At 70.2% G+C, this 13,253-nt stretch carries 13 protein-coding genes; 7 read left to right on the top strand and 6 right to left on the bottom strand.

Annotated elements, in window-relative coordinates:
* Positions 1-9 precede the first annotated feature (9 nt).
* Genes ACODT0_RS34855 through ACODT0_RS34835 form a run of 5 tightly spaced genes read right to left on the bottom strand, consistent with a single transcriptional unit; the run spans position 10 to position 4,523 of the window.
* Positions 10-984: an MBL fold metallo-hydrolase gene (locus ACODT0_RS34855; RefSeq protein ID WP_489043335.1), complete on the bottom strand. Its 975-nt coding sequence runs from the start codon at positions 982-984 to the stop codon at positions 10-12.
* Positions 981-1,190: a DUF2783 domain-containing protein gene (locus ACODT0_RS34850; RefSeq protein ID WP_093351286.1), complete on the bottom strand. Its 210-nt coding sequence runs from the start codon at positions 1,188-1,190 to the stop codon at positions 981-983. The genes ACODT0_RS34855 and ACODT0_RS34850 overlap by 4 nt, the downstream gene beginning before the upstream one ends.
* Positions 1,187-2,848, bottom strand: coding sequence for an FAD-dependent monooxygenase (locus ACODT0_RS34845; protein WP_489043334.1), 1,662 nt, complete (start codon positions 2,846-2,848; stop codon positions 1,187-1,189). Before ACODT0_RS34845 ends, ACODT0_RS34850 begins: the two co-directional genes overlap by 4 nt.
* Positions 2,849-2,863: 15 nt before the next feature.
* Complete coding sequence (locus ACODT0_RS34840) at positions 2,864-3,985, bottom strand: alpha/beta hydrolase family protein (protein ID WP_489043333.1); 1,122 nt, start codon at positions 3,983-3,985, stop codon at positions 2,864-2,866.
* Complete coding sequence (locus tag ACODT0_RS34835) at positions 3,978-4,523, bottom strand: VOC family protein (protein ID WP_057594377.1); 546 nt, start codon at positions 4,521-4,523, stop codon at positions 3,978-3,980. The genes ACODT0_RS34840 and ACODT0_RS34835 overlap by 8 nt, the downstream gene beginning before the upstream one ends.
* 106 nt (positions 4,524-4,629) lie before the next feature.
* Here ACODT0_RS34835 and ACODT0_RS34830 point away from each other — a divergent pair, with 106 nt between their 5' ends.
* From ACODT0_RS34830 to pyk, 3 genes are all read left to right on the top strand, one after another.
* The gene (locus tag ACODT0_RS34830; RefSeq protein ID WP_057594378.1) at positions 4,630-5,538 is read left to right on the top strand and encodes a LysR family transcriptional regulator; all 909 of its coding nucleotides are present in this window, start codon (positions 4,630-4,632) and stop codon (positions 5,536-5,538) included.
* Positions 5,539-5,627: 89 nt separating this feature from the next.
* Entirely contained in the window at positions 5,628-6,821 is a 1,194-nt protein-coding gene (locus ACODT0_RS34825) for a phosphoglycerate kinase (protein ID WP_057594379.1), read from the top strand.
* 100 nt (positions 6,822-6,921) lie between these two features.
* Positions 6,922-8,370: a pyruvate kinase gene (gene pyk / locus ACODT0_RS34820; RefSeq protein WP_489043332.1), complete on the top strand. Its 1,449-nt coding sequence runs from the start codon at positions 6,922-6,924 to the stop codon at positions 8,368-8,370.
* On the opposite strand, the gene ACODT0_RS34815 is transcribed toward pyk, so the two are convergent.
* Complete coding sequence (locus ACODT0_RS34815) at positions 8,371-9,387, bottom strand: 1-aminocyclopropane-1-carboxylate deaminase (RefSeq protein ID WP_057594381.1); 1,017 nt, start codon at positions 9,385-9,387, stop codon at positions 8,371-8,373. It lies immediately after the preceding gene.
* Between the two features lie 151 nt (positions 9,388-9,538).
* Between ACODT0_RS34815 and ACODT0_RS34810 the strand changes: the two genes are divergently transcribed.
* The 4 genes from ACODT0_RS34810 to ACODT0_RS34795 all read left to right on the top strand — a co-directional run bounded on the left by ACODT0_RS34810 (position 9,539) and on the right by ACODT0_RS34795 (position 13,229).
* Positions 9,539-10,078, top strand: a complete 540-nt coding sequence (locus tag ACODT0_RS34810) for an Lrp/AsnC family transcriptional regulator (protein ID WP_057594382.1) — start codon at positions 9,539-9,541, stop codon at positions 10,076-10,078.
* Positions 10,079-10,160: 82 nt separating this feature from the next.
* Entirely contained in the window at positions 10,161-11,090 is a 930-nt protein-coding gene (locus tag ACODT0_RS34805; protein WP_082322028.1) for an alpha/beta hydrolase, read from the top strand.
* Positions 11,091-11,156: 66 nt separating this feature from the next.
* Positions 11,157-12,221 carry a class II fructose-bisphosphate aldolase gene (gene fba, locus ACODT0_RS34800; RefSeq protein ID WP_057594383.1) on the top strand — a complete coding sequence of 355 codons (1,065 nt, stop codon included), beginning with the start codon at positions 11,157-11,159 and terminating at the stop codon, positions 12,219-12,221.
* Positions 12,222-12,323: 102 nt separating this feature from the next.
* Positions 12,324-13,229: a phosphoribosylaminoimidazolesuccinocarboxamide synthase gene (locus ACODT0_RS34795; RefSeq protein ID WP_057594384.1), complete on the top strand. Its 906-nt coding sequence runs from the start codon at positions 12,324-12,326 to the stop codon at positions 13,227-13,229.
* The last annotated feature ends 24 nt before the right edge of the window (positions 13,230-13,253 follow it).

Raw genomic sequence — 13,253 nt, 5'->3', positions numbered from 1 at the left:
CGTGGCGGCCTACGCGTGCAGCGTCTGCCAGAGTTCGCGGTCGCGCTCGGCGGTCCACACCACCGGGTGCTCGATGCCGCGCAACTCGTCGTAGGCGCGCGAGACGTCGAAGGGCAGCACGTGCTGGAACACCGGCCACTGGCCGAAGCGCGGCTTCATCGCGGCCTCGGCGCGCGCGAAGCAGCCCTTGAGCGCCTCGCCCGCGGCGATGCCGGCGCGCACGCTGTCGAGCAGGGTCGAGAGGAAGGCCTGGGTCAGGTCGATCGCCTCGGCGCAGGCGGCCTCGTCCTGCAGCACCGCGCCGCGGCCCGGCACCAGCACGCGCGGGCGCAGCGCGCGCACCGCGTCGAGCGTGCCGGCCCAGTCGCCGATGTAGGCGTCGCCCGCGTACACGCCGCAGTGGTTCTCGACCACGTCGCCCGAGAACAGCAGGCCGCAATCGGGCAGCCAGGCGACGGTGTCGCCGCTCGAATGGCCGCGGCCCAGCGCCATCAGCCGCAGCTCGCGGCCGGTGCCCGGGCGCGGGCCCAGCCACAGGCTCATCTCGTTCTGGAAGCTCAGGGTGGGCCAGGTCAGGCCCGGGATCTCCTCGAGGCCCGCGAACAGGCGCGGGAAGCGGCCCACTTCCGAATCGAAGTCGGCCTGGCCGCGCGTGCGGATCCAGTCGAGCGTGCCCGCGCTCGCGACGATCTGCTCGACCTCGTCGAAGGCGCTCGCGCCCATCACGCGCACCGCGTGGTAGTGGGTCAGCACGATGGTCCGGATCGGCTTGTCGGTCACCGTGCGGATGGCCGCGAGGAAGTCGCGCGCCATGCGCGGCGTGGGGCGGGTGTCGATCAGCACCACCTGCTCCTCGCCGACCACGAAGCCGCAGTTGGGATCGAAGTCGCTGATGTAGCCGAAGGCGCCGGGCGCGAGCTCGCGCAGCTGCGGCTTCTGCTCGCGGGTGTCGGAGGCGGAGGCGAAGGAGACGTTGGCGGTCATGCGGGGTGGGGGCTCGTGGAATGTTCTTCTTCGGCGGCCGCGCGGATGCAGGCCAGCAGCACCGCCTGGTCGGCGCACTGGTTGGCCAGCAGCAGCACGAGGCGGGCGTTGAGGTCGGCGCTCTGCGCCTCGCTGCGTCCTTCGTGCGCGGCCAGCAGCGCGGCATAGAAGCCGTCGGGATCGGGGATGCGGAGTTCGGTGTTCATGGCGCGGGATCGAGGGGGAGGGCCAGGGCGGTGCGGACGGCGTCGGCGATGGCCTCCGGCGTGGCCTGCGCGAGCACGCGGGCGCGGTAGGCATCGGGGCGCACCAGCACGAAGCTGCCGGGCTCGCCCGCGCCGACGTGGGCCGCGAGCCGGTCGTCGGGCTGCAGCGCGGGCAGGCCGTGGCCGGTGCCGCCGACCGCGAGCAGGCGCAGCGGCAGCGTCGCCGTCGCATCGAGCGCGGCCCCTGCCGCATCCGCCGTGGGCGCGAACCACAGGCCGATGCAGCGCGTGTCCTCGGCCAGCAGCTGCATCAGCGTGATGTCGCGGCCGTCGGCCCGGCGCAGCGGCAGGTTCTGCACCGTGCGGCCGCCCGCGGGCAGCTGCGGCGCGGCCGGGTAGTCGTTGGCGACCGACATGCGCCCGGTGTTCACCAGGGCGCGCGCGAACGGAAAGCGCGCGGCCAGCGCGACGACCGCGCGGCGCAGCGTGTGCTCGGCCGGCGAGCGCGGCGCGAGGAAGCGCGCCGAGCGGCTCGTGACCTGCAGGTTCTCGCGCGCGGCCGGCTGGCGCTCGGCGTCGTAGCTGTCGAGCAGCGCGTCGCCGGCCTGGCCCCGCGCCACCAGCGCGAGCTTCCAGCCGAGGTTGGCCGCGTCCTGGATGCCGCTGTTGCCGCCGCGCGCGCCGAAGGGGCTCACCACGTGCGCGGCATCGCCGATGAAGAACACGCGGCCATGGCGGAAGTGCTCGAGCAGGTGGTCGCGGTAGCCGTAGGGGCCGATCCAGACGAATTCGAACTCCACGCCCGGCCCCAACTGCTCGCGCAGCCGCGCGCCGGCCACCTCGGGCCGGCTGATGTAGGCGGTGTCGCAGTCCTCGGGCATCTGGTAGTCGATGCGCCAGACGCCGTCGGCCATCAGGTGCTGCCAGACGCCGCGCCCCTCGTTGAAGGGTGCGTCGACCCAGGTCCAGCGCTCGGTCGGCAGCGGCTTGCGAAAGCGCACGTCGCTGATGCACCAGCGGTCGGTGCTGCGCGAGGCATGGGCCTCGATGCCGAGGCCGGTGCGGATCGCGCTGTTGGCGCCGGTGGCGTCGATCAGCCGGTCGGCCTCGATCGTGTAGCGGCCCGCGGGCGTTTCGACCTCGAGGCGCACGCCGTCGGCGATCGGTTCGACGCGTGTGACGCGGCTCTTCCAGCGCAGGTCGGTGAGGCCGAGCTCGAGGATGCGCTCGACCAGGAACCACTCGATGTAGAACTGCTGCAGGTTGATGAAGGGCGGCTGCCGCGAGACGCTGGCCGTCTGCAGGTTGAAGTTGTAGACCTCCTGCTCGCCCGAGAAGGTGCGCCCGAAGGACCAGGTGATGCCCTTGGCCGCGATGCGCTCGAAGATGCCCAGGCGCTCGAAGATTTCCAGGCTCTTCTGCGCATAGCAGATGCCGCGCGAGGAGGCGCCGCGCACGCCGACGGTGTCGTCCTCGTCGAGCAGCACGGCGCGCACGCCGCGCTGGGCGAGGTCGCAGGCCAGCGTGAGGCCCGAGGGGCCGGCGCCGACGATCACGAGCGGGTGGCGCACCACCTGGCCGCTGGCCAGCTCGGGCGGCGGCACGAAGGGCCAGCTCGGCAGTTCGTAGGCTGGCGCGAAAGCGAAGTTTTCTTCCATGGCTTGCCTGCGTGACTAGAGCGAATGCGCGAACTCGGCGATCGCGTCGGCGGCCTTCGGCACCAGTTCCGGCTGGCCCGCGAGGTAGTGGTTGCCGCCGACGATGTCGACGTTGCGGATGCGCGCGCCGCCCGCGGCCAGCCAGGCATCGCGCGTGCTCGGGAAGGTCGACTGGTCGCCGGTGTAGGTCAGCAGCAGCTTGGGCACCGTGGTGCGCGCGAGGTTGGTGGGGCCGTCGGCCTGCGAGCGCGAGGACCACTGCGACAGGAAGGCCGTGAGCGAGGTGGTGCGGCCCATCGCGTTGGCCGAGTAGTTGACCTGGCGCGCATCGCCCCAGACGCTGCCGGGCAGGCGGTCGTTGGGATCGAGCGAGAGGTCGACGCAGCGCGGATCGGCGTGGGTGCGGTAGACGATGAAGGTCTGGTCGCGCGGCGCGCCCACGGTGCCGCGCAGCAGCGCGAGCCGGTCGAGGCACCACTGCTCGATGCGCGCGAGCCGCGCCTGCTGCGCCGCGGAGAAGCGCGCGAGGAAGTCGGCGTCGTAGGGCACGCGGTGGCGCGCGTCGTACATGTCGAGTTCGGGGTCCACCGACAGCGGGTCGTGCTCGTCGGTGACCGAGGGATCGATCCAGTCGCGCATCAGCCGCGTGCGGCCCAGGTGCGCGGCGCACAGCGCGATGCCGTCGACCGGCGGCAGGTCGCCGGGGTGCAGGTGGGTGGGGTCGCCGTCGGGGAAGTGCGTGGCCGTGAGCCGCTCTGCCTGCGCCTGGTAGAAGGCCGCGAGCGCGGCGCCGCCCGAGTTGCCGACCAGGAACACCTTCTCGTAGCCGGCCGCGCGCAGGTACTGCACGCCGGCGCCCAGGTCCTGGATCGCGCGCTCCATCAGCAGCACCGTGTCGTTGCCGGCGTAGCGCGAGTTGAGCCCCATGCAGCAGATGCCGCGCTCGGCCAGCGGCGCGATCAGGTAGTGGCCCATGAAGTTGCTGGTGGGATGCATCACGATCGCCGCGATGCGCTTCGGCCCCGCCGGCGCGCGGTACGCGCCGTAGATGCGCGGGCGCAGCATCTGCAGGCCCGACTGGCTCTCGAGCGCCGCGCCCGATTTGACGTCGATGACGGCGAGTTGCAGCTCAGGCATCGGCCGTGCCTTTCGCGGCCAGCAGCTGCGCCTTGCGCGCGGTCCAGGCGTCGAGGTCGGCATGGGCGCGCAGCGCGTGCGCGTCCATCTCGGCCTGCGGCACGGTGGGCGTGGTCAGCTCCACGCGGATGCCGTTGGGGTCGAAGAAGTAGATCGACTCGATGATGTGGTGGTCGGTGATGCCCAGCACCTCGACGCCCGCGGCCTCGAGCCGGGCCTTGGCGGCCAGCAGGTCGGGCACGCCGTCCACGCGCAGCGCGATGTGGTTGACCCACGAGGGCGTGTTGGGCGAGGGCAGCGCGGCGATGTCGTCGCCGAGGTCGAAGAAGGCGATGAAGGAGCCGTCGCGCATCCGGAAGAAGATGTGGACGTAGGGGCAGTACTCGCCGGTGCTCGGTACGTGGTCGCTCTTGATCACGTGCACCAGCGGCAGGCCGAGCAGGTCCTCGTAGAAGCGGCGGGTTTCCTCGCTGTCGCGGCAGCGCCAGGCGAAATGGTGCAGGCCCCGGATCGGGGGCGCGGCGGATGGGGTCGGCATCGGGCTTGTCTCCGGGACGGCCATCGGGGTCGTCCGAGCCGGTATTGGGCGATGGCCGGACCTATGATGCAATCGAAATTAATTCATCGATTGATGAAATAGCCATATGAATCTGACCTTGCGCCAGTTGCGCGCCTTCGCCGCCGTCGCCGAGACCGGCAGCTTCACCGCCGCGGCCCAGCAGCTGCACCTGACCCAGTCGGCGCTCAGCGTGCTGGTGCGCGAGCTCGAGCGCGAGATGGGCGTGCAACTGCTCGACCGCCACACGCGGCGCGTGCTGCTGTCGGAGGCCGGGCGCGAGTTCCTGCCCTCGGTGCACCGGCTGCTCGGCGACCTCGCGGGCGCGGTGGCCGGCGTGACCGAGCTGCGCGACAAGAAGAAGGGCCTGCTGCGGCTGGCCGCGCCGCAGCTCATGGCCTGCACGCTGATGCCGCGCGTGATCGCCGTGTATCGCGCGCAATACCCCGACGTGGAGGTGCGACTGGCCGACACCCTGCCCGAGCACCTGCTCGACGGCATCCTCGCGGGCGAGGTCGAGCTGGCCGTGGGGCAGGACCTCGAGGTCGACCCGGCGCTGATCGAGCGCCGCACGCTGCTGCGCGACCGCCACTGGCTGATCTGTCCGCCCGGCCATGCCTTCGAGGGGCGGCGCAAGGTGCGCTGGGCCGAGCTCGCGCCCTACACCTTCATCGCGCCCACGCGCGACTTCCGCCAGCGCGTGCTGCCCGAGCTCGCGAGCGCCGAGCGCGCCTGGATGCAGCGCCCCGGCACCCAGGAGGTGTCGTACATGACGACCGCGCTCGGCATGGTGGCCTCGGGGCTCGGGCTGACCGTGTGCCCGACCTACTCGGCGCCGCTGGTGCAGGCGCACGGGCTGCGCATGGTGCGGCTGGAGGCGCCCGACTTCCACCGCGAGGTCTGCGTCTACGGCGCGGCGCGGCGTTCGCTGTCGCCCGCGGCGGCCAGCTTCGTGCAGATTCTGGAGCGCTTCGCCAGCGAGCGGGGCGAGGGCTGAAAAGCATCGGCCGGCGTCACGAGACGCGCAGTCGCGCAGTGAGGCCCTACCTACAATGCGGGGCGACCCGTATCCATCCCATCCAGACCATGAACGTTCTTCGATTCACCGACCTCTGCGCCCAGGGCAAAGCCGCCGGCCAGCGCGTCTTCATCCGTGCCGACCTCAACGTGCCGCAGGACGATGCCGGCAACATCACCGAGGACACCCGCATCCGCGCCTCGGTGCCCTGCATCCAGCTGGCGCTCGACGCCGGTGCCGCGGTGATGGTCACCTCGCACCTGGGCCGCCCGACCGAGGGCGAGTTCAAGCCCGAGGATTCGCTGGCGCCGGTCGCGAAGCGCCTGGGCGAGCTGCTGGGCCGCGAGGTGCCGCTGGTCGCGAACTGGGTCGACGGCGTCGACGTGAAGCCGGGCCAGGTCGTGCTGCTCGAGAACTGCCGCCTCAACAAGGGCGAGAAGAAGAACGACGAGGCGCTCGCGCGCAAGCTCGCCGCGCTGACCGACATCTACGTCAACGACGCCTTCGGCACCGCGCACCGCGCCGAGGCCACCACCTACGGCATCGCGCAGTTCGCCAAGGTGGCGAGCGCCGGCCCGCTGCTGGCGGCCGAGATCGACGCCATCACCAAGGCGCTGGCCCAGCCCAAGCGCCCGCTGGTGGCGATCGTCGCGGGCTCCAAGGTCAGCACCAAGCTCACCATCCTGCAGAGCCTGTCGGCCAACGTCGACCAACTGATCGTCGGCGGCGGCATCGCCAACACCTTCCTGCTCGCGGCCGGCCTGAAGATCGGCAAGTCGCTGGCCGAGCCCGACCTGGTCGACCAGGCGAAGTCGGTGATCGAATCGATGCGCGCGCGCGGCGCCGACGTGCCGATCCCGGTCGACGTGGTCACGGCCAAGACCTTCGCGGCCGACGCGCCCGCCACCGTCAAGGCGGCCGGCGAGGTGGCCGACGACGACCTGATCCTCGACATCGGCCCGAAGACGGCCGCGCAACTGGCCGCGCAGCTGCGTGAGGCCGGCACCATCGTCTGGAACGGCCCGGTGGGCGTGTTCGAGTTCGACGCCTTCGCGGGCGGCACCAAGGCCATCGCCCAGGCGATCGCCGAGAGCAGCGCGTTCTCGATCGCCGGCGGCGGCGACACCCTCGCGGCGATCGCCAAGTACGGCATCGAGAAGGACGTGGGCTACATCTCGACCGGCGGCGGCGCCTTCCTCGAGGTGCTGGAGGGCAAGACCCTGCCGGCCTTCGAGATCCTGGCCAGGCGCGCCGCGGGCTGAGAGCGCGGAAGGCTCGCGCGGATGCCATCGATTCGCGCGGTGTCTTCCACGCGACACATAAAGTGTATACAGTAGCGGATACAAAAACGGAGATAGATCCATGAGCACCGACCGCCTTCCCCGCCACGCCACCAAGATCGTCGCCACGCTCGGCCCCGCGTCGAGCACGCCCGAGCTGCTCGAGCAGATGATCATCCACAAGGTCAGCGTGGTGCGGCTCAACTTCAGCCACGGGACGGCGCAGGACCACATCGACCGCGCCACCATGGTCCGCGAGGCGGCGCGCAAGGCCGGCCGCGAGGTCGCGATCATGGCCGACCTGCAGGGCCCGAAGATCCGCGTGGGCAAGTTCGCGCAGGGCAAGATCTGGCTCGAGCCGGGCGCGAAGTTCGTGCTCGACGCCTCGCGCACCGAGCCCGGCGACATCGATGCCGTGGGCCTCGACTACAAGGACCTGCCGCGCGACGTGCGCGCCGGCGACCGGCTGCTGCTCAACGACGGCCTGATCGTGCTGGTGGTCGACGCCGTGCGCGGCGAGGCGGTGCACACCACCGTCAAGCTCGGCGGCGAGCTCTCGAACAACAAGGGCATCAACAAGCAGGGCGGCGGCCTCACGGCGCCGGCGCTCACGGCCAAGGACATGGAGGACATCAAGACCGCGATGAGCTTCCAGGCCGACTACGTGGCCGTGAGCTTCCCGAAGAACGCGACCGACATGGAAATGGCGCGCCAGCTGTGCAACGTGGCCGCGGCCGAGTACGGCCACAAGCCCGGGCTGATCGCGAAGATCGAGCGCGCCGAGGCGATCCCGCGGCTCGAGGAGATCCTTCGCGCCAGCGACGGCATCATGGTCGCGCGCGGCGACCTCGCGGTCGAGGTCGGCAATGCCGCGGTGCCGGCGCTGCAGAAGAAGATGATCCGCATGGCGCGCGACATGGACAAGGTGGCGATCACCGCGACCCAGATGATGGAGTCGATGATCACCAACCCCGTGCCCACGCGCGCCGAGGTCAGCGACGTGGCGAACGCGGTGCTCGACGGCACCGACGCCGTGATGCTCTCGGCCGAGACCGCCTCGGGCCGCTACCCGCTCGAGACCGTGCAGGAGATGAGCCGCATCTGCGAAGCCGCCGAGGCCGCCGAAGACAAGCAGCTCGACGCCGACTTCAGCGGCCAGTCCTATGCGCGCATCGACCAGTCGATCGCCATGGGCGCGCTGTTCACCGCGCATCACCTGGGCGCCAAGGCCATCGTCGCGCTGACCGAGTCGGGCTCGACCCCGCTGTGGATGAGCCGCCACCGCGCCCACATCCCGATGTACGCGCTGACCTCGCGCCTGACCACGCAGCGCAAGATGGCGCTCTACCGCAACGTGCGCCCGCTGCTGATGGATTCGGAGAGCGACCGCGACACCGCGCTCGAGCAGGCCGAGGCGCATCTGAAGAAGCGCGGCATCGTGCAGAGCGGCGACGTCTACGCGATCACCTGCGGCGAGCCGATGGGCGCGCCGGGCGGCACCAACATGCTGAAGATCTGCCGCGCGAGCTGATCAGCCGTTGCGGAACAGGAAGCTGTAGGCATTGAGGGCGGGCACGCCGCCCAGGTGCGCATAGAGCACGCGTGAGCCGGCCGGGAATTCGCCCAGGCGCACCTTCTCGATCATCCCGTGCATCGACTTGCCCTCGTACACGGGGTCGGTCAGCATGCCCTCGAAGCGCGCGCTCAGGCGGATCGCCTCCAGCGTGCCTTCGTTCGGCAGGCCGTACTCGGGGCCGCCGAAGCGGCGGTCGAGCACCACGTCGCGCTCGGTGATCTCGCGGCCCAGCTCGATCAGCTCGGCCGTGTTGCGCGCGATGCGCAGGATCTGCTCGAAGGTCTGCTGCGGCTTGGCCGAGGCGTCGATGCCGATCACGCGGTCGGCCCGACCGTCGGCCGCGAAGCCCGCCACCATGCCCGCCTGCGTGCTGCCCGTGACCGAGCAGACCACGATGTAGTCGAACTTGAAGCCGAGCTCGGCCTCCTGCTGGCGCACTTCCTCGGCGAAGCCCACGAAGCCCAGCCCGCCCAGCGGATGCTCGGAGCAGCCCGCGGGAATCGGGAACGGCTTGCCGCCGGCCTGGCGCACGCTGTCCATCGCGTCCTCCCAGCTCTTGCGGATGCCGATGTCGAAGCCGGCCGCGTCGAGCCGCACATCGGCGCCGAGGATGCGCGACATCTCGATGTTGCCCACGCGGTCGTACACCGCGTCGGAGTAGTTGACCCAGTTCTCCTGCACCAGCACGCACTTCAGGCCCAGGTGCGCGGCCACCGCGGCCACCTGCCGGGTCTGGTTCGACTGGATGCCGCCGATCGACACCAGCGTGTCGTAGCCGCCCTCGAGCGCCTCGGGGATCAGGTACTCGAGCTTGCGCGTCTTGTTGCCGCCGAAGGCGAGGCCGCTGTTGCAGTCCTCGCGCTTCGCATAGAGCTCGACCTTGCCGCCGAGGTGGGCGCTCAGGCGCCGGAGCGGATGGATCGGCGTCGGACCGAAGGTCAGCACGTGGCGGGGAAATTTCTTCAGGTTCATCGGCAAGACTCCAGGGTGAAGCACAGGGGAAGGGCGATGGAGCCGATGGTAGGAAGAAGGTGGAGCAACAGGGTTGCAAAATTAGATGGCCTTGCGAACCAAAAGAAATCAAGATGCGGGAATCGAAGCCATTTGATGCGCCAAAGTCTCCATGAGCACAACGAAATTGCGTTCCTCGCCTGCGCGTTCCGCCAAGCCGCAACAGGCCCCCACGCCCGCCGTTTCGGCCGCCGCCGCGCTCGACCGCACCGACCGCGCGATCCTGCGCGCGCTGCAGCGCGACGCCTCGATGTCCAACGTCGCGCTGGCCGCCAAGGTCAGCCTCAGCGCGCCGGCCTGCCTGCGCCGTGTCGAGCGGCTCAAGGCCTCGGGCCTGATCAGGGGCGTGGTCGCGCTGCTCGACGCGCAGGCGCTCGACATGGGCATGCTGGTGATGATCGGCGTGGTGCTCGACCGCTCCACGCCCGACTCCTTCGCCGACTTCGAGAAGGCCGCGCAGAAGGTCTCGGGCTGCCTCGAGTGCCACGTGGTCACGGGCGAGTTCGACTACTTCATGCTGGTGCGCACGCGCGACAACGACAGCTTCAACCGGCTGCATGCCGAGCAGCTGCTCTACCTGCCGGGCGTGCGCCAGATCCGGACCTTCGTCGTGCTCAAGCAGGTGCTGTCGACCACACAGCTGCCTCTCTGACACGCGGCGCGCGCGCCATGCGCTGCAATCGGCGCTTCGTCGCGCCGCGAAACCGGCGCCCCATCCCGCGCGTACCCCTTCGATGACCTTTCCCGTCCTTGCGTCGATCCGCCGGCGCCGCCGTGCCCTGACCACCGCCCTGGGCGTCGCCGCGGCCACCGCGCTGGCGGCCTGCTCGCCGATCAAGCTGCTCAACGGCCTGGTGCCCACCGACACCTACCAGTTCCAGGGCGACATCGCCTACGGGCCCGCGCCGCGCCAGCAGCTCGACGTCTACCAGCCATTGCCCGACACCGTGCCCGCGCGCGGCCGGCGGCCGCTGGTGGTGTTCTTCTTCGGCGGCACCTGGACCACCGGCGACCGCGAGAGCTATCGCTTCCTCGGCGAGGCGCTGGCCGCGCGCGGTGCGGTGGTGGTGGTGCCCGACTACGGCCTCTCGCCGCGCCACACCTACCCGGTGTTCGTGCGCGACAGCGCGCTGGCGGTGAAATGGGCGCTCGACAACGCGGCCCAGCTCGGCGCCGACCCGAAGCAGGTCTACGTGATGGGCCACAGCTCGGGCGGCTACAACGCGGCCATGGTCGCGCTCGACGGCCGCTGGCTCGGCGAGCTCGGCGCCAGTCCGCGCCAGCTCGCGGGCTGGATCGGGCTGGCCGGGCCCTACGACTTCCTGCCCATCGGCGATCCGCAGACCCGCGTCGCCTTCGACTGGCCCCGCACGCCGGCCGACTCGCAGCCGCTCGCGCACGTCACGCCGGGCGCGCCGCGCACGCTGCTGATGGCCGCGGCCAAGGACAACCTGGTCTACCCCGAGCGCAACACCCTGCCGCTGGCCGCCGCGCTGCGCGCCGCGGGCGTGCCGGTCGAGGTGCGGGTGTTCGACAACCTGAGCCACGTCACGCTGATGGGCGCCTTCGGCAAGCCCATCCAGTGGCTCGGCGGGCCGGTGCTGCCGCCGGTCGTCGAGTTCCTCGGGTTGCCGTCAGTCCCGTCCCACAAGGGCGCTCGGTAGAATCGCGGCAGTTTTCTCTCGTCTTTTCCCCGTCTTCTCACCCTATTTCCCGCGAGGTATTTCCCCATGGCACTCGTCTCGATGCGCGAACTGCTGGACCATGCAGCCGCCAACGGCTACGGCATTCCGGCCTTCAACGTCAACAACCTCGAACAGGTGCAGGCCGTCATGGAAGCGGCCAAGGAAGTCGGCGCGCCCGTGATCCTCCAGGCCAGCGCGGGCGCCCGCAAGTACGCCGGCGAAGCCTTCATCAAGCACCTGATCCAGGCCGCCATCGAGGCCTATCCGCAGATCCCGCTGGTGATGCACCAGGACCACGGCCAGAGCCCGGCCATCTGCCAGGGCGCCATCGACCTCGGCTTCTCGTCCGTGATGATGGACGGCTCGCTCAAGGAAGACGGCAAGACGCCGGCTTCGTTCGACTACAACGTCGACGTGACCCGCAAGGTGGTGCAGCTGGCCCACAAGGTCGGCGTCACCGTCGAGGGCGAACTGGGCTGCCTGGGCTCGCTCGAGACCGGCATGGCCGGCGAGGAAGACGGCATCGGCGCCGAGGGCGTGCTCGACCACTCGGCCCTGCTGACCGACCCCGAGGAAGCCGCCCAGTTCGTCAAGGCCACGCAGCTCGACGCGCTGGCGATCGCCATCGGCACCAGCCACGGCGCCTACAAGTTCACCCGCAAGCCCACCGGCGACATCCTGTCGATCTCGCGCGTGAAGGAAATCCACGCCCGCCTGCCCAACACCCACCTGGTGATGCACGGTTCGTCGTCGGTGCCGCAGGACCTGCTCGAGATCATTCGCCAGTACGGCGGCAACATGAAGGAAACCTACGGCGTGCCGGTCGAGGAAATCCAGGAAGCCATCAAGTACGGCGTGCGCAAGATCAACATCGACACCGACATCCGCCTCGCGATGACCGGCGCGGTGCGCAAGTTCATGGCCGAGAACCCCGAGAAGTTCGATGCCCGCGAGTGGCTCAAGCCCGCGCGCGAAGCCGCCAAGCAGATCTGCAAGCAGCGCTACATCGAGTTCGGCTGCGAAGGCCAGGCGCCCAAGATCAAGGGCGAATCGCTGCAGATCGTCGCCGCCAAGTACGCCAAGGGCGAACTCGCGCAAGAAGTGGTCTGAGCCGCTTGCCGTGAATCGCCGGCCACCGCTCGCGGTGGCTTTTTTCTGCGCGCACAATCCGCTTCACCGTCTCCCGTTTTTCACCGTTCGCCGTCCCTGCCCATGACCACCGTCCACACCTCCTCCATCCAGAGCCTGCCCCTGCTTGCGCGCGGGAAGGTGCGCGACAACTACGCGGTCGGCGAGGACCGCATCCTGATGGTCGCGAGCGACCGGCTCAGCGCCTTCGACGTGATCATGGGCGAGCCGATCCCCGGCAAGGGCGAGATCCTCACGCAGATGGCGCTGTGGTGGTTCGAGCGGCTCGGCCAGCTCTGCCCCAACCACCTGACCGGCGACGCGCCCGAGAGCGTGGTCAAGCCCGAGGAAGTCGCCCAGGTCACGGGCCGCTCGATGCTGGTCAAGCGCCTGAAGCCGATCCCGGTCGAGGCCGTGGTGCGCGGCTATCTGGCCGGCAGCGGCTGGAAGGAATACCAGGAATCGCGCGCGGTCTGCGGCGTGCCGCTGCCCGAGGGCCTGACCAACGCGAGCAAGCTGCCGCGCCCGATCTTCACGCCCGCGGCCAAGGCCGCGGCCGGCGAGCACGACGAGAACATCAGCTACGAGCGCGTGGTCGAGATCGTCGGCCCCAAGCTCGCGCAGCAGATCCGCGAGACCAGCATCGCGATCTACGAGACCGCGGCCCAGATCGCGCTGGCCAAGGGCATGATCATTGCCGACACCAAGTTCGAGTTCGGCCTCGACGAGGCCGGCACGCTGGTGCTGATGGACGAGGTGCTCACGCCCGACAGCTCGCGCTACTGGCCGGTCGAGGGCTACGAGGCCGCGCTGGCCGCCGGCACCAACCCGCCGAGCTACGACAAGCAGTTCGTGCGCGACTGGCTCGAGGCCACGAAGATCAACGGCAAGCCCTGGGACAAGACGCCGCCGGCGCCGCGCCTGCCGGCCGAGGTGATCGAGAAGACCGCCGCCAAGTACCGCGAGGCGCTGGAGCGGCTGACGGCCTGAGCGGGCCGGGTTTCGTATTCAAAG

Source organism: Variovorax sp. FG153, from assembly GCF_057809595.1.
The sequence above is the reverse complement of the archived record's forward strand: the minus strand, read 5'-3'. Positions and strand labels throughout refer to the sequence as shown.